The sequence below is a fragment of the Citrobacter sp. Marseille-Q5395 genome (assembly GCF_947057495.1).
In the GTDB taxonomy this organism is placed as follows: Bacteria; Pseudomonadota; Gammaproteobacteria; order Enterobacterales; family Enterobacteriaceae; genus Citrobacter; species Citrobacter murliniae.
This window is the reverse complement of record NZ_CAMSEL010000011.1, coordinates 219,917-245,650: the sequence shown is the minus strand read 5'-3', so window position 1 is coordinate 245,650 and position 25,734 is coordinate 219,917. Positions and strand designations below refer to the sequence as shown.

27 protein-coding genes and 1 rRNA gene are annotated in these 25,734 nt (G+C 50.9%); 18 read left to right on the top strand and 10 right to left on the bottom strand.

Translation table 11 applies throughout. The features are described from left to right. Positions 1 to 4 precede the first annotated feature (4 nt). Positions 5 to 120, top strand: a 5S ribosomal RNA gene (gene rrf / locus OH663_RS14935). 252 nt (positions 121 to 372) lie between these two features. Beyond that, entirely contained in the window at positions 373 to 1,671 is a 1,299-nt protein-coding gene (locus tag OH663_RS14930; RefSeq protein ID WP_045446334.1) for an MFS transporter, read from the top strand. Here OH663_RS14930 and OH663_RS14925 read toward each other — a convergent pair. The 5 genes from OH663_RS14925 to trxC all read right to left on the bottom strand — a co-directional run bounded on the left by OH663_RS14925 (position 1,668) and on the right by trxC (position 7,390). Further along, positions 1,668 to 1,991 (bottom strand): YfiM family lipoprotein, encoded by a 324-nt coding sequence (locus OH663_RS14925; protein WP_045446332.1) that lies wholly within the window; start codon positions 1,989 to 1,991, stop codon positions 1,668 to 1,670. The two genes, OH663_RS14930 and OH663_RS14925, sit on opposite strands and share 4 nt — an antisense overlap. Before the next feature lie 44 nt (positions 1,992 to 2,035). Continuing rightward, the gene (gene pssA / locus OH663_RS14920; RefSeq protein WP_048220784.1) at positions 2,036 to 3,391 is read right to left on the bottom strand and encodes a CDP-diacylglycerol--serine O-phosphatidyltransferase; all 1,356 of its coding nucleotides are present in this window, start codon (positions 3,389 to 3,391) and stop codon (positions 2,036 to 2,038) included. A 114-nt stretch (positions 3,392 to 3,505) separates the two neighbouring features. After that, positions 3,506 to 6,166: a bifunctional acetate--CoA ligase family protein/GNAT family N-acetyltransferase gene (locus OH663_RS14910; protein WP_200010357.1), complete on the bottom strand. Its 2,661-nt coding sequence runs from the start codon at positions 6,164 to 6,166 to the stop codon at positions 3,506 to 3,508. Between the two features lie 36 nt (positions 6,167 to 6,202). Then, complete coding sequence (tapT, locus tag OH663_RS14905; protein ID WP_048220786.1) at positions 6,203 to 6,901, bottom strand: tRNA-uridine aminocarboxypropyltransferase; 699 nt, start codon at positions 6,899 to 6,901, stop codon at positions 6,203 to 6,205. Positions 6,902 to 6,970: 69 nt separating this feature from the next. Beyond that, on the bottom strand, positions 6,971 to 7,390 hold the full coding sequence (trxC, locus tag OH663_RS14900; RefSeq protein ID WP_045446319.1) for a thioredoxin TrxC: 420 nt from the start codon (positions 7,388 to 7,390) through the stop codon (positions 6,971 to 6,973). Positions 7,391 to 7,597: 207 nt separating this feature from the next. On the opposite strand from trxC, the gene OH663_RS14895 reads away from it, so the two are divergent. After that, a complete protein-coding gene (locus tag OH663_RS14895; protein ID WP_045446316.1) occupies positions 7,598 to 8,647 on the top strand; it encodes a tRNA/rRNA methyltransferase in 1,050 nt (349 codons plus the stop codon). Positions 8,648 to 8,680: 33 nt separating this feature from the next. Here the strand turns inward: OH663_RS14895 and ung are convergent, their stop codons facing one another. Continuing rightward, positions 8,681 to 9,370, bottom strand: coding sequence for a uracil-DNA glycosylase (gene ung, locus OH663_RS14890; protein WP_048220787.1), 690 nt, complete (start codon positions 9,368 to 9,370; stop codon positions 8,681 to 8,683). Positions 9,371 to 9,689: 319 nt separating this feature from the next. Here ung and grcA point away from each other — a divergent pair, with 319 nt between their 5' ends. After that, complete coding sequence (gene grcA / locus OH663_RS14885) at positions 9,690 to 10,073, top strand: autonomous glycyl radical cofactor GrcA (protein ID WP_003037563.1); 384 nt, start codon at positions 9,690 to 9,692, stop codon at positions 10,071 to 10,073. An 80-nt stretch (positions 10,074 to 10,153) separates the two neighbouring features. Here grcA and eamB read toward each other — a convergent pair whose 3' ends face one another. Continuing rightward, positions 10,154 to 10,741: a cysteine/O-acetylserine transporter gene (gene eamB, locus OH663_RS14880; RefSeq protein WP_200010353.1), complete on the bottom strand. Its 588-nt coding sequence runs from the start codon at positions 10,739 to 10,741 to the stop codon at positions 10,154 to 10,156. 102 nt (positions 10,742 to 10,843) lie between these two features. On the opposite strand from eamB, the gene OH663_RS14875 reads away from it, so the two are divergent. Further along, positions 10,844 to 11,740 (top strand): LysR family transcriptional regulator, encoded by an 897-nt coding sequence (locus tag OH663_RS14875; protein WP_200010352.1) that lies wholly within the window; start codon positions 10,844 to 10,846, stop codon positions 11,738 to 11,740. A gap of 17 nt (positions 11,741 to 11,757) precedes the next feature. Here the strand turns inward: OH663_RS14875 and srmB are convergent, their stop codons facing one another. After that, a complete protein-coding gene (gene srmB, locus OH663_RS14870; RefSeq protein WP_200010350.1) occupies positions 11,758 to 13,086 on the bottom strand; it encodes an ATP-dependent RNA helicase SrmB in 1,329 nt (442 codons plus the stop codon). A gap of 130 nt (positions 13,087 to 13,216) precedes the next feature. Between srmB and trmN the strand changes: the two genes are divergently transcribed. Beyond that, positions 13,217 to 13,954, top strand: coding sequence for a tRNA(1)(Val) (adenine(37)-N(6))-methyltransferase TrmN (trmN, locus tag OH663_RS14865; protein WP_045446293.1), 738 nt, complete (start codon positions 13,217 to 13,219; stop codon positions 13,952 to 13,954). On the opposite strand, the gene nadB is transcribed toward trmN, so the two are convergent. Then, on the bottom strand, positions 13,939 to 15,561 hold the full coding sequence (gene nadB / locus OH663_RS14860) for an L-aspartate oxidase (protein ID WP_200010348.1): 1,623 nt from the start codon (positions 15,559 to 15,561) through the stop codon (positions 13,939 to 13,941). The two genes, trmN and nadB, sit on opposite strands and share 16 nt — an antisense overlap. Before the next feature lie 263 nt (positions 15,562 to 15,824). Here nadB and rseD point away from each other — a divergent pair, with 263 nt between their 5' ends. The 12 genes from rseD to acpS all read left to right on the top strand — a co-directional run bounded on the left by rseD (position 15,825) and on the right by acpS (position 25,474). Further along, entirely contained in the window at positions 15,825 to 15,989 is a 165-nt protein-coding gene (gene rseD, locus OH663_RS14855) for a rpoE leader peptide RseD (protein WP_136345495.1), read from the top strand. Continuing rightward, positions 15,986 to 16,561 (top strand): RNA polymerase sigma factor RpoE, encoded by a 576-nt coding sequence (gene rpoE / locus OH663_RS14850; protein ID WP_045446287.1) that lies wholly within the window; start codon positions 15,986 to 15,988, stop codon positions 16,559 to 16,561. Before rseD ends, rpoE begins: the two co-directional genes overlap by 4 nt. 31 nt (positions 16,562 to 16,592) lie before the next feature. Then, a complete protein-coding gene (gene rseA / locus OH663_RS14845) occupies positions 16,593 to 17,243 on the top strand; it encodes an anti-sigma-E factor RseA (RefSeq protein WP_045446284.1) in 651 nt (216 codons plus the stop codon). Further along, on the top strand, positions 17,243 to 18,199 hold the full coding sequence (gene rseB / locus OH663_RS14840; RefSeq protein WP_045446281.1) for a sigma-E factor regulatory protein RseB: 957 nt from the start codon (positions 17,243 to 17,245) through the stop codon (positions 18,197 to 18,199). The genes rseA and rseB overlap by 1 nt, the downstream gene beginning before the upstream one ends. Then, positions 18,196 to 18,675 carry a SoxR-reducing system protein RseC gene (gene rseC / locus OH663_RS14835; protein WP_045446278.1) on the top strand — a complete coding sequence of 160 codons (480 nt, stop codon included), beginning with the start codon at positions 18,196 to 18,198 and terminating at the stop codon, positions 18,673 to 18,675. Before rseB ends, rseC begins: the two co-directional genes overlap by 4 nt. A 275-nt stretch (positions 18,676 to 18,950) precedes the next feature. Continuing rightward, positions 18,951 to 20,750: a translation elongation factor 4 gene (lepA, locus tag OH663_RS14830; RefSeq protein ID WP_048220792.1), complete on the top strand. Its 1,800-nt coding sequence runs from the start codon at positions 18,951 to 18,953 to the stop codon at positions 20,748 to 20,750. Between the two features lie 15 nt (positions 20,751 to 20,765). Next, the gene (lepB, locus tag OH663_RS14825; RefSeq protein ID WP_048220793.1) at positions 20,766 to 21,740 is read left to right on the top strand and encodes a signal peptidase I; all 975 of its coding nucleotides are present in this window, start codon (positions 20,766 to 20,768) and stop codon (positions 21,738 to 21,740) included. Positions 21,741 to 22,010: 270 nt separating this feature from the next. Continuing rightward, positions 22,011 to 22,691 carry a ribonuclease III gene (gene rnc / locus OH663_RS14820; protein WP_003037579.1) on the top strand — a complete coding sequence of 227 codons (681 nt, stop codon included), beginning with the start codon at positions 22,011 to 22,013 and terminating at the stop codon, positions 22,689 to 22,691. Continuing rightward, positions 22,688 to 23,593: a GTPase Era gene (era, locus tag OH663_RS14815; protein WP_045446265.1), complete on the top strand. Its 906-nt coding sequence runs from the start codon at positions 22,688 to 22,690 to the stop codon at positions 23,591 to 23,593. The genes rnc and era overlap by 4 nt, the downstream gene beginning before the upstream one ends. A 29-nt stretch (positions 23,594 to 23,622) precedes the next feature. Beyond that, positions 23,623 to 24,351, top strand: a complete 729-nt coding sequence (gene recO / locus OH663_RS14810) for a DNA repair protein RecO (RefSeq protein WP_045449747.1) — start codon at positions 23,623 to 23,625, stop codon at positions 24,349 to 24,351. A gap of 11 nt (positions 24,352 to 24,362) precedes the next feature. Beyond that, positions 24,363 to 25,094, top strand: coding sequence for a pyridoxine 5'-phosphate synthase (pdxJ, locus tag OH663_RS14805; protein ID WP_045446263.1), 732 nt, complete (start codon positions 24,363 to 24,365; stop codon positions 25,092 to 25,094). Further along, a complete protein-coding gene (acpS, locus tag OH663_RS14800; RefSeq protein ID WP_045446261.1) occupies positions 25,094 to 25,474 on the top strand; it encodes a holo-ACP synthase in 381 nt (126 codons plus the stop codon). Before pdxJ ends, acpS begins: the two co-directional genes overlap by 1 nt. Here acpS and OH663_RS14795 read toward each other — a convergent pair. Next, on the bottom strand, positions 25,471 to 25,731 hold the full coding sequence (locus tag OH663_RS14795; RefSeq protein ID WP_003037590.1) for a YfhL family 4Fe-4S dicluster ferredoxin: 261 nt from the start codon (positions 25,729 to 25,731) through the stop codon (positions 25,471 to 25,473). The two genes, acpS and OH663_RS14795, sit on opposite strands and share 4 nt — an antisense overlap. Positions 25,732 to 25,734: the final 3 nt, after the last annotated feature.

Below are 25,734 nucleotides of genomic sequence, written 5' to 3'. Positions count from 1 at the left end.
TTTGCCTGGCGGCTGTAGCGCGGTGGTCCCACCTGACCCCATGCCGAACTCAGAAGTGAAACGCCGTAGCGCCGATGGTAGTGTGGGGTCTCCCCATGCGAGAGTAGGGAACTGCCAGGCATCAAATCAGTGAAGAAGCCCATCCTGCCGGATGGGCTTTTTTGCGTCTGCGGACTTCAGGTCTGACAAGCGTAGTTCTATGAGACTCAGGCTTCTTACCCTCCATCATATAAATCTGATTCCTTTCTCTGCTAATTAAAATCGTGATCTAACTCTCGCAATGATGTATAACAATTATGTAACATATTTTTCACTAAAAACACGATACATCATTGTAAGATTCAACAGATCCTTGGCAGGGGCACAATTCTAATGGCTGATAGCAGTGTAACTGAGAATGGGGCGCTGACCGACAGCGATACCCGTCGTCGTATATGGGCAATTGTAGGGGCGTCATCAGGGAATCTTGTCGAATGGTTTGATTTTTACATCTATTCTTTCTGTTCTCTTTATTTTGCTCATATCTTTTTTCCTTCCGGAAATACCACAACACAACTCCTACAAACCGCCGGCGTTTTTGCTGCGGGCTTCCTGATGCGGCCGATAGGCGGATGGCTTTTTGGCCGGATCGCAGATAAACATGGGCGTAAAAAATCCATGCTGTTGTCAGTGTGCATGATGTGTATGGGGTCGTTGGTGATCGCTTGTCTGCCGGGGTATGAAACTATCGGTACATGGGCACCCGCACTGCTGTTGCTTGCCAGATTATTCCAGGGACTGTCGGTTGGTGGAGAGTATGGAACTAGCGCAACCTACATGAGTGAGGTGGCAGTTGAAGGTAAGAAAGGATTTTATGCTTCATTCCAGTACGTTACGTTGATAGGCGGACAATTACTGGCATTACTGGTTGTGGTGATACTGCAGCAAACGTTAGAAGACTCTGCACTCAGAGCGTGGGGATGGCGTATCCCATTTGCGCTGGGGGCAGTGCTGGCGATTGTCGCATTATGGTTACGTCGTCAGTTGGATGAAACATCGAAACAGGATGTTCGTGCGTTGAAAGAAGCGGGCTCCCTGAAAGGATTATGGCGCAACCGTAAAGCTTTTATTATGGTACTTGGCTTTACCGCCGCTGGCTCACTTTGCTTTTATACGTTTACTACCTATATGCAAAAATACCTGGTAAATACAGCAGGTATGCATGCCAATGTAGCCAGCGGTATTATGACGGCAGCGCTGTGTGTCTTTATGCTGGTGCAACCGTTATTTGGTGCTTTGTCAGATAAAATTGGTCGACGTACTTCGATGTTGTGCTTTGGGGTGCTGGCTACGCTGTTCACCGTTCCTATTTTGTCGGCGCTACAGAATGTGACGTCTCCGTTTATGGCATTTGGTCTGGTGATGTGTGCTTTGCTAATTGTGAGTTTTTACACTTCTATCAGTGGGATCCTGAAGGCCGAAATGTTCCCGGCACAAGTTCGTGCTCTAGGGGTTGGGTTATCTTATGCAGTGGCAAATGCTTTGTTTGGTGGTTCTGCGGAATATGTTGCGCTGTCGCTAAAGTCGGTCGGGATGGAAACGACATTCTTCTGGTACGTTACCGCTATGGCGGTGGTCGCTTTTTTTGTCTCGCTAATGCTACACCGTAAAGGGAAAGGGCTGCGCCTCTAGCGATGGGCCATTTGCCAGACAGCGTAGCCGGTGGATGCTCCGGCTATATCCCAGGCAAAATCTTTCCAACTCCAGCCGCTTCCTGAGGGGCGGCTGTCCAACAGTTCTTTTGATGCACCGAGGCTGACTGAGAACATAAAACCGATAGCAGCGCTGCGGTCGTTACTATTTCCCTGGTGCTGCGCATACTCGTTTCCGGCTGCAGCCAGCATGGCGGAGGCAATGAAGTGTTGGGCTTTGTCTTGTCCACTCCAGCTATCGTTCGCCATATGGCTACAGCCAGAAAGTGTCAGGATACAGGCAAGGATAAACAGGCGCACCGTTACCTCCACAGGAAAAACCCCGTCACTGGACGGGGTTTTTGTTACAGAATACGGCTGATTAATCTGTCGATTCGAATACGGCGTAGTCGACGGATAAGCTTACGTACTTTTACCGGATAGTCGGCAATACTCTGTAAGTCGCGATAGTGTTTAACGACGGTAGTATGCGTACGGATGAGCTCAAGCTCTTTTTCGCGCTGAAGGGTTAGCTCCTGCTTAGGATCGTGGATAAGAATGGCATTTTCCAGATCCAGGCGCCAGGCTCGGGGGTTAAGGTTGTTGCCGGTTAGCAACATCCATTTGTCATCAACCCACATACCCTTCAGATGATAGGTATTGTCATCATCTTTCCATAAGCGAACGACTAGCTGATCGGTATTAACGTAATACTGTAGACGGCTCAGGAAGCGGCGCAGGTTAATTTCATAAAGGTAGGGAAGTGCCCCGATGATCTTAAACGGCTCATTTTCAGGTATGAAAAAGTCGTTGGCGGTTTTATCGCCCACGATGATTTCTACTTTTTTCCCTTCCCGTAGTAGCTGGATGATATTGCGAACCAGCACAGCAGGCAGGTTGAAATAAGGGGTGCAGATCGTAAGCTTTTGCTCCGCACAAGGCATGAGGTGGAAAATGGTCTTATTTAGCAGACTGGATTTTCCTAGCCCAACCAGAGGAGTAACAGAAAGCTGTTCGTTATCAGCATTCCCCTGGAAATGGAACGAGGCATCACGCAGTTCCTGACGGTACAGACGGATGTCGTTTTTAATTTCCGGGCTTTTAGGACGATGGATATCATCAAGGCGATTAACACCGCGACCGTTCATCAGGTTCTGCGTTACCCAGTCGAACATGATATCGGCCATTTGCGCGTTGCGAATCAGCTGGTAGCGGTCATAGCGGTATTTATCATGCTGGTGCAAGTAAACATCGTTCAGGCTTGCTCCGCTATACAGGACGCTATCATCGATGATAAAGCCTTTGAAGTGCAGGACGCCAAGCGCTTCACGAGTATTAATCGGTACGCCGTAGACCGGAATATCGATCCCTGGGTTTTCTTGCGCCATTCGGCAATACCAGTCAGCGTTGGTATTGGAGGCCGCTGCGCCAATACGCCCTCGCTGGGCACGATGCCAGTCAACAAGTACCCGAATATCCAGTTCGGGACGCTGCCGCTTAGCCGCATAGAGCGCGTCGAGTATGCCTTTGCCACCGTCATCCTGCTCCAGGTACAGAGCTATGATGCAGATCCGTTGCGTCGCGCTGGCTATTTTCTCCAGCAGAGTCTCCCTGAAATTAGCGGGAGCATAAAAGAAATCTACATCATCAACTGACTGAGAAATCTTAGGTAGTTGGGCAAGGTGTTGTTGATGTTTATTACGCTTAAATTTTGACAACATCACAGTGCATTTCTTCTCTGTTCATTGAAGGGTCCTCTGTGCTATGCAGACGACATAAGCGAGCAATGATACCACCAGTACCCATTAATGTGGTCAACATTTCCAGTACCTTACTCACGATTCCTCAAATTGGGCCAGATTAAGCGTTAGCCCAACAATCCCCTCTTCGAGCTGGACGTCAACATCAAACCCGAGCTTCCGGGCCAGGGCGACCATCCCACGATTGTTTGGCATCGTAATACCATTCAGGCGCCTGAGTCCGTGATCTCGGGTATACGTAATTAGCTTTTCCATCAATCGACGGCCGAGTCCCAGTCCTTTGAGATCGGATCGAACCAGTACAGCAAACTCTGCATCTACGTTATCAGGATCCGAGATAGCTCGCGTAACACCGAGGATCTCTTCATGGTTATCTCGACAACGTACGGCGACAAAGGCCATTTCCCGATCGTAGTCGATCTGCGTCATATTGGCTAAATCTTCATGGGTAAATTCGTTGATCTCACTGAAGTAGCGGTAATAAAGATCTTCTTTCGTTACCTGTGAAATGAACTGCTGCAGTTGAGGCTCATCCTCCGGCAAAATAGGGCGGAACAGGCAGCGTTCGCCGTTTTTCATCTCAACCCACTCTTCCAGTTGATGGGGGTAGGGGCGTACAGCCAGTCTGCTTTCGTTGTCGCCAGTGAAAGGGGCAATATCCAGCGTGACGTCCAGTGCAGTAAATTCACCGGCAGAGGCCAGAAGCGGATGGATATCCAGACGCTGAATCTCCGGACAGTCGACGATCAGGTTGGATACCTGGACCAGAAGCTGACTTAAACCGGCGATATCTAATGGTCGTAGTGCGCTGCGGGCGCGGATCTTTTTATTTTTGATCCCCTGAATCACCAGATAACGTGCCAGATTCATGTTCAATGGCGGTAATGCCACCACGGCTTGTTCTTCAGGCCTCCACTCAACTCCACCTTCGCCCAGCATAATCAATGGCCCAAATACCGGATCGTGTTCAACAACTACGCGAAGCTCCTGAGCACCAGCGCGGTTGGCCATACTTTGTACCAATAAACCGTGGATACGCGCCTGCGGCCAGGCCATTTTCACCCGATCAAAAATCGCATTAGCGGCCTGCTGCACCTCTGTTGCTGTACGCAGATATAACATTACCCCCTGAACTTCCGATTTATGCGGAATATCAGGGGAACGCAGTTTTAATGCCACCGGGTAGCCGATTTGTTCTGCGATGTGCACGGCCTCTGCGCTGTCACTGGCAATCCAGGTCGGCAGTGTGTGTAAGCCATAGGCTTGCAAAATTGGCTGTACTTCATGTGTATCGAGAGATGTCGCCCCGTCAGCGATCGCCCGCTGCAAAAGATTATGTGCTTCGGCGGTATTGGCGGTCAGGCTGTCGGGCAACGCCGGTGTTTCTCGCAATTGCTTCTGGTTACGCCGATACTCGACCATATGCATAAACGCGGTGATGGTTCCCTCCGGTGTGCGATAGGTGGGTAATCCAGCCTCACTAAACAGCCTGCGTGCCTCCTGGGATGAAAATTCTCCGCACCAGTTCGTCAGCAAGGAAATGAATTTCCCTCTGGGGTGGTGTTTAACTGCTTCGATCAGTGCATGTGCGCTCTCGGTGCCTGGAGCCGCAGCGCTGGGCGAGTGAATCACCATCAGGGCGTCGAAATCCTGGCTGGAGAGTAAAATATCCAGTGTTTTGATGTAGTGTTCGCTGCTGGCGTCGTCACGCAGATCCAGTGGATTTGCGATATCAACATGGAGAGGTAAGGCATCGCGTAATTTCTGACAGGTCTCTTCACTCAGCGTGGCCAGCTTGCCGTTTCGTGACCACAACTCATCTAATGCCAGAGCAGCGGGAGCGGCACCGTTGCTGATAATCATTAACCTGTCGCCCCGTAGCGGGCGCATATGGCTCAGGGTTTCTACCGCAGAAAAAAGCTCGTGAGTATCCTGTACGCGTAACAGACCGGCACGCTGGATGGCGGCATCCCAGGCAGGGTCCATTCCCGCACTGGTATGAAGTAAACGCTGGGCTGCCGGACTTCGACCGCTTTTAATCACCAAAATAGGTTTATTACGCGATGCGCTACGTGCCGCAGAGACAAAGCGTCGGGCATCACTCAAATGTTCGAGATAGAGCAGAATTGCGCTGGTTTTACTGTCACGGGCCAGGTAATCAAGTAGCTCATCAACGTCGATATCCAGGCTGTCGCCCAGCGCTATGAAATAGGAAAATCCCATTTCCCGCTGCTGCGCCCAGTCGAGAATAGTGTTGGATACGGCAGCAGACTGAGAGATAAATGCAAGCTTACCGCGCTTAATCGGTACCGGTGAAAAACTGGCGTTGAGTCCCTGCCAGGGGGCGAGAAGTCCCAAACTGTTGGGACCGAGCAGACGTATTCTATAGCGTGATGCGCAAGCTAACAGTTCAGCGTGCTGTGCTGCGGGCGCCGAGAGAATAATGCAGGTTTTACAGCCTTTTTCACCTAACGCTTCAAGCAATGCCAGATTGCGGCTCGCATTGGTGCACAAAACGGCAAGATCGGGAGTAAAAGGCAGGCTGGCGATATCGGGCCAGGCAAGAACACCTAAAACCGCTTTCCAGGCAGGTGTCACCGGTAAAACCGGCCCATTGAAACCCCCAGCCAGTAAGTTACGCATCATCAGGTAACCTGCACGATTGGGTTTCATTGATGCCCCAATCACCGCAATGGATTTCGGTCGCAGTAGCGCTTCCAGACCACGTTGACTCATATCGGCTTCCTTAATGACACCAGTGACCGAATGATTTTAAACGCTTTCTGCTGAATCTGCTGTGACGCTTCCCTGATGTTGAGTTTTTCCTGCCAGATAGCGTGTTTTAAAGCGTGTGAAGTGCCCACCTAATGCTTCTGCTGCTTGCCTGTCACCAGCCAGATCCAGTAAGGCTATCGCCACTTCGGCAGTGCAATACTGCCCCTCAGCATGCGCTTCGCGCAGATGGTAGGCGGAAAGGCGCGATAAATCGACGGAAATCACCGGCAGGTTATCCAGGTACGGACTTTTACGGAACATCTTGCGCGCTTCCGGCCAGGTACCATCGAGCATAATAAACAACGGCGGTTTATCTGCTGGTGGCGTGAAAATTACTTCACGTTCCTCACCTGCATATGAAGCGGGGAACACTACCATGGGGTGATAATCTGGATTTCGTGCCAGCTCAAGTAATGCCTGCGGCGGTTCGGTTCGTGACCACTGAAAGGCAACGGTATCTGGCAAAATATCGGCAATTAAACGCCCCGTATTGCTGGGCTTCATAGGTTCGGTATCAAACATCACCAGACAAAAGCGACTTTTTGCCTGAGAGGGCGCGAGCGTTTCGCAAAGGCAGAGCTTTAGTGGCAGCAGGCAACGCTGGCAGCGACGGATGCGATTACCTCTGGCAAGAAAAGGGCGCGTGGCGCGCGCAAGGCGCTCGGCACGTAACTGAAGAACGGCGTTATCTGTCATGGGGAAGCACGTTGAAAAACGTTATTGTCGCAGAGGACAAAACGGGGCACAAGACGTGCCCCGGATAGATTATAGTGATTCGTTAAGCCAGCTATCAAATGGGGCTTTTGGCACGGCGCCATTTAACATATCGACGACTTCACCTTTCTTGAAAATCATGATTGTCGGGATGCTGCGGATGCCGAAACGTGCGCTGAGTTCGCGTTCAGCTTCCGTATTCACTTTAACAAAGCGTACTTTACCGCTACGCTCTTCGGCAACATCTTCAAAAATTGGGGCGAAGTTACGGCATGGGCCACACCATGGTGCCCAGAAGTCGACTACCACCGGAAGATCGTCTTTTAATAACTTATCCAGTGTAGCTCCGGTCGCATTGATCACCTCACCATCAAACAGATCGTGACCACAGCGTCCGCATTTGGCCGTATCCTGAACGCGATCTTCAGGGATGCGGTTGATAGCCTGGCAGCTGGTACAAACGGTATTCATAACTAACCTCTGGATGAGTAGGATGGACTTCGCGGCAATGACGCCGGTATGTTTCTATTATGTTACATATTATCGGAGAGACTGTTTTAAACAACAATGCGTTTTATTCAATGAGTACAATAGTCATAAGCTTTTAAATGAAATAATGGCTAACGACGTGCACATCGGGTAATCTGCGCGCTTCGCGCAGCGCTGGTGGAGAAAAGCATGAACGATGAATTGAAGAATAAAAGCGGCAAGGTCAAAGTGATGTATGTCCGCAGTGATGATGATTCTGAAAAACGTACCCAGAACCCGCGTACCGGGAAAGGGGGAGGACGTCCAGGAAAGTCTCGTGCAGACGGTGGCCGTCGCCCCGCCCGCGATGAAAGAAATAATCAGAGCCGCGACCGCGATCGTGACCGCAAACGTGAAGACTCACCATGGCGTACTGTATCCCGCGCGCCGAGTGATGATGTCGCGGAAAAGGCCGATCACGGTGGTATTAGCGGCAAGAGTTTTATCGATCCTGAAGTATTACGTCGTCAGCGTGCGGAAGAAACCCGCGTTTACGGTGAAAATGCCTGTCAGGCTCTGTTCCAGAGCCGTCCGGATGCAATTGTCCGTGCCTGGTTTATTCAGAGCGTGACACCACGATTCAAAGAAGCGTTACGCTGGATGGCGGCAAATCGCAAAGCCTACCACGTGGTTGACGAGGCCGAACTGGCGAAAGCTTCTGGTACCGAGCATCATGGCGGCGTTTGCTTCCTGATTAAGAAACGTAATGGTACTACCGTTAAGCAATGGGTCGGTCAGGCGGGCGCGCAGGATTGCGTACTGGCGCTGGAAGATATCGCTAACCCGCACAACCTGGGCGGTATGATGCGTAGCTGTGCGCACTTCGGTGTGAAAGGCGTGGTAGTGCAGGACGCAGCTCTGCTGGAATCTGGTGCAGCGATTCGCACCGCGGAAGGTGGGGCAGAGCACGTTCAACCAATTACTGGTGACAGTATTGTCGATGTGCTGGATGATTTCCGCCAGGCAGGTTATACCGTCGTCATGACCTCCAGCGACAAAGGTAAGCCGTTGTTTAACACAACGCTGCCGGAAAAAATGGTGCTGGTATTAGGCCGCGAACGCGAAGCTCTGCCGGAAGCGGCATGCTCAGCAGACGACCTGTGCGTCGCGATTGACGGCACAGGCAACGTAGAGACACTCAACGTCTCCGTCGCGACAGGCGTACTGCTCGCGGAGTGGTGGCGTCAGAACAAAGCCTGATAATAAAAATGCCAGCGAATCGCTGGCATTTTTTTACTCACTCTCAGCCGGCAGTACCGGCATCCAGTCAATTGTTTTTTCACCTCGTTGTTCCAGCCACGTATTTGCCTGTACAAAGTGATTGCAGCCAAAGAAACCGCGATGTGCCGAGAGCGGTGAAGGGTGCGGCGCTTTCAGGATATGGTGACGCTGCGCATCAATAATTGCCCCTTTCTTCTGCGCGTGCGCGCCCCAGAGCAAAAATACCACCCCTTCACGATGTTCATTGATCAGGCTAATGACTTTATCGGTAAAGGCTTCCCAGCCGAGACTCGCATGTGAATGCGCCTGACCAGCCCTAACGGTAAGGACAGTGTTAAGTAACAGAACACCCTGGCGTGCCCAGCTTTCCAGATATCCGTGTGCAGGTCGCGTAAAACCTGGAATTGTGGCTTCCAGCTCTTTATACATGTTCAGTAATGATGGCGGAATGGCAATGCCAGGACGGACAGAAAAGGCGAGACCATGTGCCTGACCTGGCCCATGGTAAGGATCCTGCCCCAGAATGACGACCTTAACATCGCCCAGCTCGGTAAAACGAAATGCGTTAAACACATCTTTTTGTGGTGGGTAAATTGTCATACCCGACTGGCGTTCGCCGGCGACAGTATGCAGTGTATTAACAAAGTAGGGCTGTTGTTTCTCTTCAGCCAGCACATCGTGCCAGGTTAATTCGGTGGCCATCTCGCTCTCCTGCGAATTTGCAATCGCTATAGCTTAACTGCTTCTTTATGAGGCGCAAAATTCTGTACGTTTCTCAATGGGCTAACCCTTAAAGATAGTTGAAAATTTATGTAAAAAGTTTACCTGAGGACTTGGCGTAAGTTGATGTAAAACAATAAAATCCACCCATCACCACTTTTGATGTGTGGTTTTTGTTGATTTAAATCAAAGATTCAAGGGTGTGTGAGGGGTATATATACACTCAAGCAACAATGGTTTTACCAATTGGCCGGAGAAACGGCTGACCGAAATCAAATAATTTTGCCGGGGAGGCATCAACATGATTACAGGTATCCAGATTACTAAAGCTGCAAATGACGACCTGCTGAACTCTTTCTGGCTGCTGGACAGCGAAAAAGGTGAAGCACGCTGCATCGTTGCGAAAGCAGGTTTCAATGCCGATGAAGTCGTTGCCGTCAGCAAACTGGGTGAAATTGAATACCGTGAAGTTCCAGTAGACGTGCAACCAGAAGTGCGCGTGGAAGGCGGTCAGCACCTGAACGTTAACGTTCTGCGTCGCGAAACGTTGGAAGATGCGGTTAAACACCCGGAAAAATATCCGCAGCTGACTATTCGTGTTTCTGGTTATGCAGTGCGTTTCAACTCACTGACACCAGAACAGCAGCGCGATGTTATTGCTCGTACCTTTACTGAAAGCCTGTAAGGCTTACGGGGAATCAACCCCGCTAAATCAATAATCAAAAAGCGGAAGATGTCAGTGCATCTTCCGCTTTTTTACATCATTTAATAAAAGATCCTCACAGCGCAGTACACCAGCAGTAATGCCAGAATGACATTCAATTGCCGCCCATAGCTGCGAAAGATGCGCTGGAAAAAATGACCAGCCAGCGCCCAGCAGGCATTGCCGAATGTTCCTATCAATGCCAGTAATACACTAACTCCAATTATCCAACTCAGCTCTTTTGTATGCGGCAAAACAAACGTGGATAACGCGGTAATGCCGTACAAAATGATTTTGACATTAACAAACTGCAAGCCAAAACTTGCCCAAAAGCTAATCGGTTTTGCCTCAAGGCTATCATTTGAGGTCGGGCTGGTGGCGATTTTTATGGCCAGCCATAAGATATATGCTGCCCCCGCCCAACTGAGCCAGTGGACGATAGCCGGATCAATGACTGCAAGCGAGAATGAAATCCCGGCGCACAGCAACATGACTATCAAAAAGCCCAGGCTCATTCCCGCCAGAACACGCGTACTCTGACGAAAGCCATGTGATGTCGCTGCACTAAGCGCGAGGATATTGTTCGGGCCGGGGGTTAGCGCAGTAATCAGTGTATAGGTCCAGAATGCACTTAAAAGCGTGGGGGTCACTTGTTATCTCCTCTGTTTTAGCAGACAGTACCCGACACAGAACATTTAAAAAAATGAATGTTTTTGCATTCTAAGTTCGATAATTTCGATAGGTTGGTGAAGATGGATTTACGTCGGTTTATTACGCTAAAAACGGTGGTAGAAGAGGGCTCATTTCTTCGGGCTTCGCAAAAACTTTGTTGTACGCAGTCAACCGTTACGTTTCATATTCAACAGCTTGAACAAGAACTCTCGGTGCAGTTGTTCGAAAAAATTGGTCGCCGGATGTGCCTGACCAGTGAAGGGAAACGGCTGATGCCGCATATACATGACTTGACGCGCGTGATGGCATCGATCCGGCAAACGGCACAACAAGATGCACAACCGAGCGGCGATCTCCGCGTCGCAACCGGAGAAACGCTGTTGGCTTATAAAATGCCTCAGGTTTTACAACGGTTTAAACAACGTGCGCCCAATGTTCGCTTATTCTTACAGTCACTCAATTGTTATGTCATTCGTGATGCTTTGCTCAGTGATGATGTTGATCTGGGAGTATTTTATCGGGTTGGTAATGACGATGCTCTTGAGATGCTGCCATTGGGCGAACAACCTCTTGTCCTGGTTGCTTCTCCGGTTCTTAAGCACGTTAATTTCACCCAGCATAACCAGCACATACCCTGCATCTTTATCATTAATGAACCGCAATGTATCTTCAGGCAACGCTTTGAAAGTCTGCTGCGAAAGCGACAGATTACACTGGAAAATACCATTGAACTCTGGAGTATTGAGAGCATCAAGCAGTGTGTATCTGCTAATCTTGGTGTTAGCTTTTTACCGCGATTTACCGTTGAGAAGGAGTTGCGTTCAGGAGAATTGATAGCGTTACCGTTTGGTGAAGATTCTGAGTTGATTACCGCATTGTGCGCGCATCATGCCGGAAAAGTCGTCAGCCCGGCTATGCGGGTTTTCATGGATTGTATTGTAGAGAGCTTTGCGAGGCATGAAAAAATGCCGGGCTGACTGGCCCGGCATTCGGTTTATTCTTTGTCGGACTGCTGTGAGGCAGCTCCGCTCGGCTTACGACGCTTGCCGATATTCTTGGCATCGCGGTGACGTTTCTTCACACGCGGCTTCTCTTTATCCTTCGCCTTCTTCTCGGCGCGTTTTGCCAGCACTTTCTTGGATGGCTTGCCGTTAGATTTTTCACTTGGCGCACGGGTTGTTGGACGCAGTTCGTCAATAACTCGCGGCTTCAGTGGTTCATCTACATAACGGCTTGCTTTGCCGAGCAGCAGGTGGTCATGCGCTTCAACCAGAGAAATCGCGGTACCTTTACGGCCAGCACGACCGGTACGACCGATGCGGTGCAGATAGGCATCGCCACTGCGCGGCATGTCATAGTTAAACACGTGGCTGACGTCTGGGATATCAATACCACGTGCGGCCACGTCGGTCGCAACCAGTACGTTCACCCGACCATCGGTCAGTCGTTTGATCGCTTCGTTGCGTTTATTCTGTACCATCTCGCCTTCGAGATAGCAGTTATTAATCCCCGCCTGGCGCAGCCAGCCTGCAAGTTCGTGCACACGCTCGCGTTTGCGTACAAAGACAATTGAGCGGGTCGCTTCAGGCTGTTTTAACAGATGGATCAGCAGAGCTGTTTTATGCTCGATGTCATCGGCGCGGTAGTACCACTGATGGATCTTCTTGCGTTCGCGCGTTGACGGATCCGCTGAGACCTCAACCGGATCTTCCAGCAGACGCTCGGCAAAATCTTTAATCGCATCACCTTCCAGCGTGGCGGAGAACAGCATGGTCTGCTTGCGCCAGCGTGTTTCACCGGCGATGTGCTCGATGTCCTGGGCAAAGCCCATGTCCAGCATGCGATCGGCTTCATCGAGGATCAGTGTTTCGACTGCATGGCAGTCGAAGTTCTCTTCTTTAATATATTGCAGCAGGCGGCCTGTGGTTGCGACCACGATGTCCTGGTTTGCGCTGAAGACTTCCATGTGGTTCATGTAAGCCACGCCGCCGGTAATAGTGGCGATATCCAGATGCGTATTTTTGGCCAGTTCACGAGCGTGTTCGGCAACCTGCATCGCCAGTTCGCGCGTCGGCGTCAAAATTAAAATGCGCGGTGGACCGGATTTTTTGCGCGGGAAGTCGAGCAGGTGCTGCAACGCTGGCAGCAAGTATGCCGCCGTTTTACCGGTGCCTGTCGGCGCAGAACCGAGTACATCACGTCCATCGAGCGCAGGCGGAATGGCGGCAGCCTGAATGGCGGTCGGGCGAGTGAAACCTTTTTCCTGGAGGGCATCCAGCAGGCTTTCATCGAGTTCAAGTTCGGAAAAAGTCGTTACAGTCATGTTCTACCTCTGTGTGGGGCGCTGATTATAGACGTTACGGCTGCAATCTTCATCTGTTTGTATGGATATACCTTCTCAGGTATTGTTTTTATCCAATGTTATCGTTTTTTTTCCAGGAAGGTTGTTCTTCATGCCCCAGTCTACATCCGTACTTCGACGTAATGGATTTACTTTTAAGCAGTTTTTTGTGGCACACGATCGTTGTGCAATGAAAGTCGGAACGGACGGTATTTTATTAGGTGCCTGGGCGCCCGTCGCGGGTGTAAAACGGATCCTTGATATCGGTACCGGGAGTGGCCTGCTGGCGCTGATGCTGGCCCAGCGCACGGATGAAAGCGTCATTATTGATGCCGTGGAACTTGATGTCGATGCCGCGCTGCAGGCTCAGGAAAACATTGTAAAATCTCCATGGATGCATCGTGTGACAGTGCATTCAGAAGATGCGCAGCTGTGGGTACCGCGCCAGACCGTGCGTTTCGATCTGATCATCAGTAATCCTCCCTATTATGAACAGGGGGTAGAGTGTGCCACGCCGCAACGTGAGCAGGCACGCTATACCACCACACTCGATCACGAAGCATTGTTAACACTGGCGGCGAACAGTATTACAGAAGAAGGCTTTTTTTGTGTGGTGCTGCCGGAGCAGATTGGTAACGCATTTACCCAGCAGGCTCTGGGTATGGGCTGGCATCTGCGTCTGCGTACGGATGTTGCAGAAACTGAGGCTCGTCTACCGCACAGGGTATTGCTGGCTTTCTCCCCGCAGGCCGGGGAGTGTTTTATTGACAGGCTGGTGATTCGTGGGCCAGACCAGCGCTATTCAGAAGGCTATACGGCGCTGACCCAGGCGTTTTATCTGTTTATGTGATGGCTTAACGGCGACAGGATAGAAGGGCCTGACTCGGGACGTTGTTCAGGATAATCCAGTGTGTAATGCAGGCCCCGACTCTCTTTACGCATCATCGCGCAGCGCACAATTAATTCGGCAACCTGCACCAGATTGCGCAGTTCCAGTAAATTGTTTGACACACGGAAATGGGCGTAATACTCATCAATTTCCTGTTGAAGCATGGTGATACGCCGCAGGGCGCGTTCCAGACGTTTTGTTGTACGTACAATGCCAACGTAATCCCACATAAAGAGCCGTAGCTCATGCCAGTTATGCTGGATAACAACCAGTTCATCAGGGTTTTCTACCCGGCTCTCGTCCCACCCTGGGAGCGTACTTACGCCGCGCGCGTAAGGCATTCTTCGATCAATATCTTCCGCCGCAGACCAGCCATACACCAGACACTCCAGCAGTGAGTTCGATGCCATGCGATTTGCGCCATGCAACCCGGTATAACTGACCTCTCCGATGGCATACAGACCGTCGACATCGGTACGGCCAAAGTCATCGACCATGACGCCACCGCAGGTATAGTGTGCAGCAGGCACAATCGGAACCGGCTCTTTTGTCAGATCGATCCCCAGGCCCAATAATTTTTCATAAATCATCGGAAAATGCTGGCGGACAAATTCTTCCGGCTTATGGCTGATGTCAAGGAACATGCAGTCCGCGCCAAGGCGTTTCATTTCATGGTCAATGGCGCGAGCAACAATATCTCGCGGAGCCAGTTCTCCACGCTCGTCGAAGTCGGGCATAAAGCGCGATCCATCCGGGCGCTTCAAATGTGCCCCCTCGCCACGTAACGCTTCAGTCAGTAGAAAATTACGCGCTTGCGGGTGATATAGCGCAGTTGGGTGGAACTGGTTAAATTCGAGGTTGGCAACGCGGCAACCTGCGCGCCAGGCCATCGCGATCCCATCGCCCGAAGAAATATCCGGATTAGTGGTGTATTGGTAAACTTTGGATGCGCCGCCGGTTGCCAGTACCACGGATTTAGCGTGGCAGGTTTCGACGGCTTCTTTATTACGGTTCCAGATCCAGGCACCGACAACGCGACGCGTACCCGGCAGGCCGATTTTATCGGAGATAATCAGGTCCACGGCGTTGCTACGCTCCAGAACCTGAATATTGGGATGATTTTGTGCCTGGCTGACCAGCGTGGTTTCGACCTCTTTGCCAGTAGCGTCGGCGGTATGCAGGATACGTCGGTGGCTATGGCCACCTTCTCGGGTCAGGTGATAGCTTTCTTCGCCGTTGGGCTGAACCTGGGTATCAAAAAGGACGCCCTGATCAATCAACCACTGGACGCACGTGCGGGCATTGCTGGCAACAAACTCAACCGCATGTCGATCGCAAAGACCAGCTCCTGCAATCAGCGTGTCTTCAACGTGGGAGTCGATACTGTCAGTTTCATCGAAAACAGCGGCGATGCCACCCTGAGCATAGAACGTTGAGCCTTCACTTACCGGCCCTTTACTCAGCACAATGACCTGATGTTTTTCAGCCAGGCGTAACGCCAGCGAGAGTCCGGCAGCTCCGCTGCCAATGATCAACACATCACAGGATAATTCAGGGGTCGTATTCATGATTTTTGTTTAATTTACTAAACAGTGTTTGGTCACCATAGCACCACATTGCGCGATACTGCACGTTTTATTTTTGATTGTGTTGCAATGACTAAACATTAAAGAAATGTACGATGAGGAGTAAAATACGAAAAATATTTTGCGAAGCAGGCCGTTAGCAACAGATTAGGTGATGAAATAAAGTAGCCGTTGGGTTACTCTGCAAGCGGTTTAATGGGCATTTCTGAACAGATAGTGCGTTGATCGGGTTATGTAGACTTATAATGATAGATAAGACCTGTCTACAACATGACAAACAAAAACAAATGCGTAACGGAACTTTACGAAACTTGAGCACTCTAACTCGTTGCTTGCTCATAGTGCAGCTGATGGAGTGGCGTTTCGAAAGCGCGTGGAAATTTGGTTTGGGGAGACTTTACCTCGGATGAGCGAGCAGTTAACGGACCAGGTCCTGGTTGAACGGGTCCAGAAGGGAGATCAGAAAGCCTTTAACTTACTGGTAGTACGCTATCAGCATAAGGTGGCGAGTCTGGTTTCTCGCTATGTACCATCGGGCGATGTTCCTGATGTGGTACAAGAAGCATTTATTAAGGCCTATCGTGCGCTGGATTCGTTCCGGGGAGATAGTGCTTTTTATACCTGGCTGTATCGTATTGCAGTCAATACAGCGAAGAATTACCTGGTCGCTCAGGGGCGTCGTCCACCTTCCAGTGATATAGATGCGATTGAAGCTGAAAACTACGAAAGTGGCGGAGCACTGAAAGAAATTTCGAACCCTGAGAACTTAATGTTGTCAGAAGAACTGAGACAGATAGTTTTCCGAACTATTGAGTCCCTCCCGGAAGATTTACGCATGGCAATAACCTTGCGGGAGCTAGATGGCCTGAGCTATGAAGATATAGCCGCTATCATGGATTGTCCGGTAGGTACGGTGCGTTCACGTATCTTCCGAGCGAGGGAAGCTATTGATAATAAAGTTCAACCGCTTATCAGGCGTTGACGATAGCGGGATACTGGAAAAGGTATTAGGCATGCAGAAAGAAAAACTTTCCGCTTTAATGGATGGCGAAACGCTGGACACTGAGTTACTCAAAGAGTTGACTCACAACCCGGAAATGCAAAAAACCTGGGAGAGTTATCACCTGATCCGCGATTCCATGCGAGGTGATACTGCCGACGTTCTCCATTTCGATATTTCCGCCCGCGTTATGGCTGCTATTGAAGCTGAGCCAGTACGCCAGACGGCGCCGTTGATCCCTGAGGCCCAGCCCGCACCGCATCAGTGGCAGAAAATGCCATTCTGGAAGAAAATGCGTCCGTGGGCCGCGCAGCTTACCCAAATGGGCGTGGCTGCGTGCGTATCGCTTGCAGTTATTGTTGGCGTCCAGCACTATAATGGACAATCTGAAATGTCCCAGCAGCCCGAAACGCCGGTATTTAATACATTACCGATGATGGGTAAAGCCAGTCCGGTGAGCTTGGGTGTACCTTCTGACGCGACGGCCAGCGGCGGTCAGCAACAGCAGGTACAGGAGCAGCGTCGTCGTATCAATGCCATGTTGCAGGATTACGAACTGCAACGCCGACTGCACTCCGAACAGCTTCAGTTTGAGCAGGCGCAAACACAGCAAGCCGCTGTACAGGTGCCAGGAATTCAAACTTTAGGAACGCAATCGCAGTAATGAAGCAACTTTGGTTTGCCATGTCACTTGTGGCTGGTAGCCTGTTCTTCTCTGTAAACGCCTCGGCCAATCCTGCGTCCGGGGCGTTGTTGCAGCAGATGAATCTGGCCAGCCAGTCGCTAACCTATGAGCTGTCATTTGTCAGCATCAATAAGCAGGGTGTTGAATCCCTACGTTATCGCCATGCACGCCTGGACAACCGTCCTCTTGCACAGTTGTTGCAAATGGATGGACCGCGCCGGGAAGTGGTGCAGCGTGGGAACGAAATCAGCTATTTTGAGCCTGGGCTGGAGCCGTTCACGCTGAACGGTGACTATATCGTTGATTCCCTGCCGTCTCTGATTTATACCGACTTTAAACGCCTTTCGCCCTACTATGATTTTATTTCAGTAGGCCGCACCCGTATTGCCGACAGACTCTGTGAAGTGATCCGCGTGGTGGCGCGTGACGGTACTCGTTATAGCTACATTGTCTGGATGGACACCGAAACCAAGTTGCCGATGCGTGTCGATCTGCTCGATCGTGATGGTGAAACGCTCGAACAGTTTCGTGTTATCTCCTTTACCGTGAATAGCGGTGTCGGTGACAGTATGCAGACGCTGGCGAAAGCGAACTTACCACCGCTGCTGTCCGTTCCTGCGGGCGAGAAAACGAATTTTAACTGGAGCCCGTCGTGGTTGCCGCAAGGATTCAGTGAAGTATCCAGCAGCCGTCGTCCGCTACCGACGATGGATAATATGCCTATTGAATCTCGTCTTTACTCTGATGGTCTGTTCAGTTTCTCCGTGAACGTTAACCGTGCAATGCAAAACAGTGCCGATCAACTGCTGCGTACAGGACGCCGGACAGTCAGCACCAGCGTGCGTGATAATGCCGAAATCACCATTGTGGGTGAGCTTCCGCCACAGACGGCGAAGCGTATTGCGGACAATATTAAGTTCAGGGCTGCACAATGATTAAAGAGTGGGCAACGGTTGTTTCCTGGCAGAACGGTCTGGCAACGGTCAGCTGTGACGTTAAAGCGTCTTGCAGCAGTTGTGCCTCACGAGCAGGCTGCGGAAGCCGTGTGTTGAACAAACTGGGGCCGCAGACGACGCATACTATTGTGGTGCCCAGCGACGAACCACTGGCTCCAGGTCAGAAAGTTGAACTTGGGATTGCGGAAGGCAGCCTGTTGGGCTCGGCAATGTTGGTCTATATGTCACCATTGGCGGGGCTTTTTGTTTTTGCAGCGCTGTTTCAGGTGCTGTTTGGTAGTGATATCGCAGCGTTAAGCGGTGCGATACTGGGCGGCGTGGGTGGATTTCTGATTGCACGCGGTTTTTCACGAAAACTGGCAGTACGTGAAGCCTGGCAACCGGTTATTTTAAACGTTGCTCTCCCGCCTGGAATACTGCGTGTCGACACATCCTCTACCGAAACAAGCCAGTGATATCTTCGTCTGATCTGGCCTGCAAGTGGCAATAATGTACATATTGTATTTGTCGGCCCGATAAGCGTGCTCCATCGGGCATAACGTTACCCTTGCGAGCTTTGCATTAGAAAAGCGAAGTTGTTTCCAGTTCCCGCTATCCTTGCTCTATGAACATTTCCTCGCCTCAGCGTTGTAGTGTAGAATGCGGCGTTTCACTTAAACAGACGTTAAGCTCAGAACAGCGACTTCTCAGAGCCTGTCGAATCAGGCGTAAGGCACAATAACTACTCTATATGAAGAACATACGTAACTTTTCAATCATAGCTCACATCGACCACGGTAAATCGACGCTGTCTGACCGTATTATCCAGATCTGCGGTGGCCTGTCTGACCGTGAAATGGAAGCGCAGGTTCTCGACTCGATGGATCTTGAGCGTGAGCGCGGTATTACTATCAAAGCGCAGAGCGTGACGCTCGATTTCAAAGCATCTGATGGTGAAACCTATCAGCTTAACTTTATCGACACCCCGGGACACGTTGACTTCTCGTATGAAGTTTCCCGCTCGCTTGCTGCCTGTGAAGGCGCACTGCTGGTTGTCGACGCCGGGCAGGGTGTTGAAGCGCAAACGCTGGCTAACTGCTATACCGCCATGGAAATGGATCTCGAAGTGGTGCCGGTATTAAACAAAATTGACCTGCCTGCCGCTGATCCTGAGCGTGTGGCGGAAGAGATTGAAGATATCGTCGGTATTGATGCGACTGATGCCGTTCGCTGCTCAGCGAAAACCGGGGTTGGCGTGACAGACGTTCTGGAACGTCTGGTACGAGATATTCCACCGCCGGAAGGTGATCCGGAAGGTCCGTTACAGGCGCTGATCATTGACTCCTGGTTCGATAACTACCTCGGCGTGGTTTCGCTAGTGCGTATTAAAAACGGCACTATGCGTAAAGGTGACAAAATCAAAGTGATGAGTACCGGACAGGTTTATAACGCCGATCGTCTGGGGATCTTCACACCAAAACAGGTTGACCGTACCGAACTGAAATGTGGTGAAGTGGGCTGGCTGGTTTGTGCAATTAAAGACATTCTCGGCGCACCGGTTGGCGATACGCTGACACAGGCTCGTAACCCGGCAGACAAAGCGTTGCCAGGTTTTAAAAAAGTGAAACCGCAGGTATATGCCGGTTTGTTCCCGGTCAGCTCTGACGATTACGAAAACTTCCGTGATGCGCTTGGTAAGCTGAGCCTGAACGATGCTTCGCTTTTTTACGAGCCGGAGAGCTCTACCGCACTGGGCTTCGGTTTCCGCTGTGGCTTCCTTGGCCTGCTGCACATGGAGATCATTCAGGAACGTCTGGAACGTGAATACGATCTGGATCTGATCACCACCGCGCCGACTGTAGTCTACGAAGTGGAAACCACGTCGAAAGAAACTATCTATGTCGATAGCCCGTCCAAGCTGCCGCCGCTGAATAACATTTACGAACTGCGTGAGCCGATCGCTGAGTGTCACATGCTGCTGCCTCAGGCTTACCTGGGCAACGTTATTACACTGTGTATTGAGAAGCGTGGCGTACAGACCAACATGGTTTACCACGGTAACCAGGTTGCGCTGACCTATGAAATTCCGATGGCAGAAGTGGTGCTCGACTTCTTCGACCGTCTGAAGTCGACCTCTCGCGGCTATGCGTCGCTGGATTATAACTTCAAACGCTTCCAGACCTCTGACATGGTGCGTGTTGATGTACTCATCAACAATGAACGTGTCGATGCGCTGGCGCTGATTACCCATCGCGATAACTCTCAGAGCCGTGGTCGCGAACTGGTAGAGAAGATGAAAGATCTGATCCCTCGCCAGCAGTTTGATATCGCGATTCAGGCGGCCATTGGTACGCATATTATCGCGCGTTCAACGGTTAAGCAGTTGCGTAAAAACGTTCTGGCGAAGTGCTACGGTGGTGATATCAGCCGTAAGAAAAAGCTGCTGCAGAAACAGAAAGAAGGTAAAAAGCGCATGAAGCAGATCGGTAACGTCGAACTGCCGCAGGAAGCGTTCCTCGCCATTCTGCATGTCGGTAAAGACAGTAAATAATCCTAAGGAGTTGGCATGGCGAATATGTTTGCCCTGATTCTGGTGATTGCCACACTGGTGACGGGCATTTTATGGTGCATTGATAAATTTGTCTTTGCACCAAAACGCCGGGAGCGTCAGGCGGCGGCACAAGCTGCAGCGGGTGATTCACTGGATAACGCAACGCTGAAAAAAGTCTCCCCTAAGCCGGGCTGGCTGGAGACGGGGGCATCTGTTTTTCCGGTGCTGGCGATTGTGCTGGTGGTGCGCTCGTTTATTTATGAACCGTTTCAGATCCCGTCGGGTTCGATGATGCCGACACTGTTAATTGGCGACTTTATACTGGTAGAGAAATTTGCCTACGGAATTAAAGATCCGATTTATCAGAAAACGTTAATTGAAACAGGCCATCCGAAACGTGGTGATATCGTGGTGTTTAAATACCCGGAAGATCCGCGTCTGGATTACATCAAACGCGCTGTCGGTTTACCGGGAGACAAAGTGACGTACGATCCAGTGGCTAAAGAGGTCACCATTCAGCCCGGGTGCAGCTCCGGTCAGGCATGTGAAAACGCATTGCCGGTAACGTATTCTGATGTTCAGCCGAGTGATTTCGTGCAGACGTTTGCTCGTCGTAATGGCGGAGAAGCTACCAGTGGTTTCTTCGAGGTTCCGCTGAACGAAACAAAAGAAAACGGGATTCGTCTGACCGAGCGTAAAGAGACTCTGGGTGATGTAACGCATCGCATTCTGACCGTGCCGATCGCGCAGGATCAGGTGGGGATGTATTTCCGTCAGCCAGGGCAGCAACTCGCGACCTGGATAGTCCCGCCGGGACAATACTTCATGATGGGTGATAACCGTGATAACAGCGCGGACAGCCGTTACTGGGGATTTGTACCGGAAGCGAATCTGGTGGGTAAAGCGACAGCTATCTGGATGAGCTTTGATAAGCAGGAAGGTGAGTGGCCGACCGGTGTTCGTTTAAGCCGTATTGGTGGTATTCACTAATCTCTGATAATCGTTCACGTTGTCGTCATTATGGCGACAGCGTGAATTATTTCTTGGATAAATTCCCGCAGACTAACGACATCCCTTGTCGTTGTGTATAGAATATTCCCCCGAAGTTTTAGGTTGGCAGCGTTAGGTTGCCACGGCACACGAAACAGCGTTGGTTCGTATACATAAGCATTCTGGCTATGCCGAAACGGCTACCCGGATTGTGTATATCAGGTCTGTTTCGTGTGCTGGATTGTTGACGCATTCATTTATTGGTATCGCATGAACCCCATCGTAATTAATCGGCTTCAACGGAAGCTGGGCTACACTTTTAATCATCAGGAGCTGTTGCAGCAGGCATTAACTCACCGTAGCGCCAGCAGCAAACATAACGAGCGTTTAGAATTTTTAGGCGACTCTATTTTGAGCTTTGTTATCGCTAATGCGCTATATCATCGTTTCCCTCGTGTGGACGAAGGTGATATGAGCCGCATGCGTGCCACGCTGGTACGTGGTAATACGCTGGCGGAATTAGCCCGTGAGTTTGACCTCGGTGAATGTTTACGTTTGGGGCCTGGTGAGCTGAAAAGCGGCGGTTTTCGTCGTGAATCTATCCTGGCTGATACTGTCGAAGCATTGATCGGCGGTGTCTTCCTCGACAGCGATATTCAGACTGTTGAACAACTTATTCTTAACTGGTATCAAACCCGTCTGGATGAAATTAGTCCCGGCGATAAACAAAAAGATCCGAAAACGCGTTTGCAGGAATATTTGCAGGGTCGCCACCTGCCGCTGCCGTCTTATCTGGTAGTACAGGTCCGGGGCGAAGCGCACGATCAAGAATTTACTATCCACTGCCAGGTTAGCGGCCTGAGTGAACCGGTGGTTGGCACAGGTTCAAGCCGTCGTAAGGCTGAGCAAGCTGCCGCCGAACAGGCGTTAAAAAAACTGGAGCTGGAATGAGCGAAGAAAAAACCTATTGCGGATTTATTGCCATCGTCGGTCGTCCGAACGTTGGTAAATCCACCCTGTTGAATAATCTGCTTGGGCAGAAGATTTCCATCACCTCACGTAAGGCGCAGACAACACGTCACCGTATTGTCGGGATCCATACTGAAGGCGCGTATCAGGCTATTTATGTTGATACCCCGGGCCTGCATATGGAAGAGAAACGAGCCATCAACCGTCTGATGAACAAGGCTGCCAGCAGTTCTATTGGCGACGTTGAGCTGGTTATTTTTGTCGTGGAAGGCACTCGTTGGACGCCGGACGACGAGATGGTGCTGAATAAACTGCGTGACGGTAAAGCACCGGTTATCCTGGCGATCAACAAAGTTGATAACGTACAGGAGAAGGCCGATCTGCTGCCGCACCTGCAGTTCCTGGCAAGCCAGATGAACTTCCTGGATATCGTCCCCATTTCTGCCGAAACCGGCATGAATGTCGATACCGTTGCAGGTATCGTGCGTAAGCATCTGCCAGAAGCGATTCATCACTTCCCGGAAGATTACATTACCGATCGCTCTCAGCGCTTTATGGCTTCAGAAATCATTCGCGAAAAGCTGATGCGTTTTCTGGGGGCTGAACTGCCGTATTCCGTTACCGTTGAGATTGAGCGTTTTGTCTCTAACGAACGTGGCGGCTACGATATCAACGGCCTGATCCTTGTTGAACGTGAAGGGCAGAAGAAGATGGTGATTGGCAACAAAGGGGCCAAAATCAAAACCATCGGTATCGAAGCGCGTAAAGACATGCAGGAGATGTTCGAAGCGCCTGTGCACCTTGAACTGTGGGTGAAAGTAAAATCTGGCTGGGCTGATGACGAGCGAGCACTGCGCAGTCTCGGTTACGGCGACGACGTTTAATTCCCTGTTCTGAAAAGACGGCGGATATGATGGAAGGATGGCAACGAGCCTTTGTCTTACATAGCCGCCCGTGGAGCGAAACCAGCCTGGTGCTGGACGTCTTCACGGAAGAGTCGGGTCGCGTGCGCCTTGTGGCTAAAGGCGCACGTTCCAAACGTTCCAATCTTAAAGGCGCACTTCAGCCTTTTACGCCGCTATTACTTCGCTTTGGTGGACGTGGTGAGGTCAAAACCCTGCGTAGCGCTGAAGCCGTCTCTCTGGCGCTTCCTCTAAGTGGTATCACGCTTTACAGCGGTCTTTATATCAACGAACTCATTTCTCGGGTGCTTGAGTACGAGACCCGCTTTTCCGAACTCTTCTTCGACTACCTGAATTGCATTCAGGCGCTGGCTGGCGCGACTGGCTCACCTGAGCCCGCCTTGCGTCGTTTTGAGCTGGCTTTACTTGGTCATCTGGGCTATGGCGTGGATTTCACCCACTGTGCCGGTAGCGGCGAGTCGGTCGAAGACACCATGACCTACCGTTATCGTGAAGAAAAAGGATTTATCGCCAGTGTGGTGATCGATAACAGCACCTTTACCGGGCGGCATTTGAAAGCACTTGAGTCGCGAGAATTTCCGGATGCTGATACGCTACGTGCCGCGAAACGCTTTACCCGCATGGCGTTAAAGCCGTATCTTGGTGGTAAACCGTTAAAAAGCCGGGAACTGTTCCGGCAATTTATGCCAAAACGCGCAGTAAAAACAAATAATGATTAACGAGGATTGTCATGGCTGAATTACTGTTAGGCGTCAACATTGACCATATTGCCACTTTACGTAATGCACGCGGCACCGCATATCCGGATCCGGTTCAGGCGGCGTTTATCGTTGAGCAAGCAGGTGCGGATGGTATTACCGTACATCTGCGTGAAGATCGACGCCATATTACCGACAGAGATGTGCGTATACTGCGTCAAACGCTGGATACGCGCATGAACCTGGAAATGGCTGTGACGGAAGAGATGCTGGCCATCGCCGTTGAGACAAAGCCGCATTTTTGCTGCCTGGTGCCGGAAAAACGCCAGGAAGTCACCACCGAAGGTGGCCTGGACGTAGCAGGTCAGCGTGACAAAATGCGTGATGCCTGCAAACGACTTGCGGATGCGGGGATCCTGGTATCGCTGTTTATTGATGCCGACGAAGATCAGATTAAAGCAGCCGCCGAAGTGGGCGCGCCGTACATTGAAATTCATACTGGCTGCTATGCCGATGCAAAAAACGACGCGGAACAGGCCAATGAACTGGCGCGTATCTCTAAGGCTGCGACCTTCGCAGCCAGTCTGGGGCTGAAGGTTAATGCTGGTCACGGTCTGACTTACCATAACGTCAAAGCGATTGCACGGATCCCGGAAATGCACGAACTGAACATCGGCCATGCGATCATCGGACGCGCGGTAATGAGCGGCCTGAAAGATGCGGTTGTGGAAATGAAACGCCTGATGCTGGAAGCGCGTGGCTAATGGCAATTCTGGGATTAGGTACGGATATCGTGGAGATTGCTCGCATTGAGGCGGTGATCTCTCGTACCGGCGATCGTCTTGCCAGACGGGTTCTGAGCGATAACGAATGGGCTATCTGGGAAACGCATCAGCAGCCGGTGCGTTTTCTGGCAAAGCGGTTTGCGGTAAAAGAGGCGGCGGCAAAAGCTTTTGGTACCGGTATCCGCAACGGACTGGCGTTCAATCAGTTCGAGGTGTTTAACGATGAACTTGGCAAACCGAGTCTGCGGTTGTGGGGAGAGGCGTTAAAGCTGGCAGAAAAGCTCGGTGTGGCGCATATGCATGTGACGCTGGCTGATGAACGTCACTACGCCTGTGCCACGGTGATTATCGAGAGTTAAAGTTTGTCTGCGTGGTGCATTAATACAAACTTATCCCACAGCTGTTCTTCTGTTTCGACATGTGCCGGATCTTTCAAAATAGTATTGGGGATTGGGCACACTTTCTGGCAGGTCGGCGTGTCGTAATGTCCTACACATTCGGTACATTTGTCGCTGTTAATCTCGTAGATGCTGTCACCCATCGAAATCGCCTCGTTCGGGCATTCGGGTTCGCACATATCGCAATTGATACACTTTTTAGTGATTAACAGGGCCATCAG

What these genes read in the sequence shown, in the direction of transcription:
- OH663_RS14930 (WP_045446334.1), top strand. Translation starts at nt 373, where the DNA reads ATGGCTGATAGCAGTGTAACTGAGAATGGGGCGCTGACCGACAGCGAT.
- pssA (WP_048220784.1), bottom strand. Translation starts at nt 3,391, where the DNA reads ATGTTGTCAAAATTTAAGCGTAATAAACATCAACAACACCTTGCCCAA.
- OH663_RS14910 (WP_200010357.1), bottom strand. Translation starts at nt 6,166, where the DNA reads ATGAGTCAACGTGGTCTGGAAGCGCTACTGCGACCGAAATCCATTGCG.
- tapT (WP_048220786.1), bottom strand. Translation starts at nt 6,901, where the DNA reads ATGACAGATAACGCCGTTCTTCAGTTACGTGCCGAGCGCCTTGCGCGC.
- trxC (WP_045446319.1), bottom strand. Translation starts at nt 7,390, where the DNA reads ATGAATACCGTTTGTACCAGCTGCCAGGCTATCAACCGCATCCCTGAA.
- OH663_RS14895 (WP_045446316.1), top strand. Translation starts at nt 7,598, where the DNA reads ATGAACGATGAATTGAAGAATAAAAGCGGCAAGGTCAAAGTGATGTAT.
- ung (WP_048220787.1), bottom strand. Translation starts at nt 9,370, where the DNA reads ATGGCCACCGAATTAACCTGGCACGATGTGCTGGCTGAAGAGAAACAA.
- grcA (WP_003037563.1), top strand. Translation starts at nt 9,690, where the DNA reads ATGATTACAGGTATCCAGATTACTAAAGCTGCAAATGACGACCTGCTG.
- OH663_RS14875 (WP_200010352.1), top strand. Translation starts at nt 10,844, where the DNA reads ATGGATTTACGTCGGTTTATTACGCTAAAAACGGTGGTAGAAGAGGGC.
- srmB (WP_200010350.1), bottom strand. Translation starts at nt 13,086, where the DNA reads ATGACTGTAACGACTTTTTCCGAACTTGAACTCGATGAAAGCCTGCTG.
- trmN (WP_045446293.1), top strand. Translation starts at nt 13,217, where the DNA reads ATGCCCCAGTCTACATCCGTACTTCGACGTAATGGATTTACTTTTAAG.
- nadB (WP_200010348.1), bottom strand. Translation starts at nt 15,561, where the DNA reads ATGAATACGACCCCTGAATTATCCTGTGATGTGTTGATCATTGGCAGC.
- rseD (WP_136345495.1), top strand. Translation starts at nt 15,825, where the DNA reads ATGATAGATAAGACCTGTCTACAACATGACAAACAAAAACAAATGCGT.
- rpoE (WP_045446287.1), top strand. Translation starts at nt 15,986, where the DNA reads ATGAGCGAGCAGTTAACGGACCAGGTCCTGGTTGAACGGGTCCAGAAG.
- rseA (WP_045446284.1), top strand. Translation starts at nt 16,593, where the DNA reads ATGCAGAAAGAAAAACTTTCCGCTTTAATGGATGGCGAAACGCTGGAC.
- rseB (WP_045446281.1), top strand. Translation starts at nt 17,243, where the DNA reads ATGAAGCAACTTTGGTTTGCCATGTCACTTGTGGCTGGTAGCCTGTTC.
- rseC (WP_045446278.1), top strand. Translation starts at nt 18,196, where the DNA reads ATGATTAAAGAGTGGGCAACGGTTGTTTCCTGGCAGAACGGTCTGGCA.
- lepA (WP_048220792.1), top strand. Translation starts at nt 18,951, where the DNA reads ATGAAGAACATACGTAACTTTTCAATCATAGCTCACATCGACCACGGT.
- lepB (WP_048220793.1), top strand. Translation starts at nt 20,766, where the DNA reads ATGGCGAATATGTTTGCCCTGATTCTGGTGATTGCCACACTGGTGACG.
- rnc (WP_003037579.1), top strand. Translation starts at nt 22,011, where the DNA reads ATGAACCCCATCGTAATTAATCGGCTTCAACGGAAGCTGGGCTACACT.
- era (WP_045446265.1), top strand. Translation starts at nt 22,688, where the DNA reads ATGAGCGAAGAAAAAACCTATTGCGGATTTATTGCCATCGTCGGTCGT.
- recO (WP_045449747.1), top strand. Translation starts at nt 23,623, where the DNA reads ATGGAAGGATGGCAACGAGCCTTTGTCTTACATAGCCGCCCGTGGAGC.
- pdxJ (WP_045446263.1), top strand. Translation starts at nt 24,363, where the DNA reads ATGGCTGAATTACTGTTAGGCGTCAACATTGACCATATTGCCACTTTA.
- acpS (WP_045446261.1), top strand. Translation starts at nt 25,094, where the DNA reads ATGGCAATTCTGGGATTAGGTACGGATATCGTGGAGATTGCTCGCATT.
- OH663_RS14795 (WP_003037590.1), bottom strand. Translation starts at nt 25,731, where the DNA reads ATGGCCCTGTTAATCACTAAAAAGTGTATCAATTGCGATATGTGCGAA.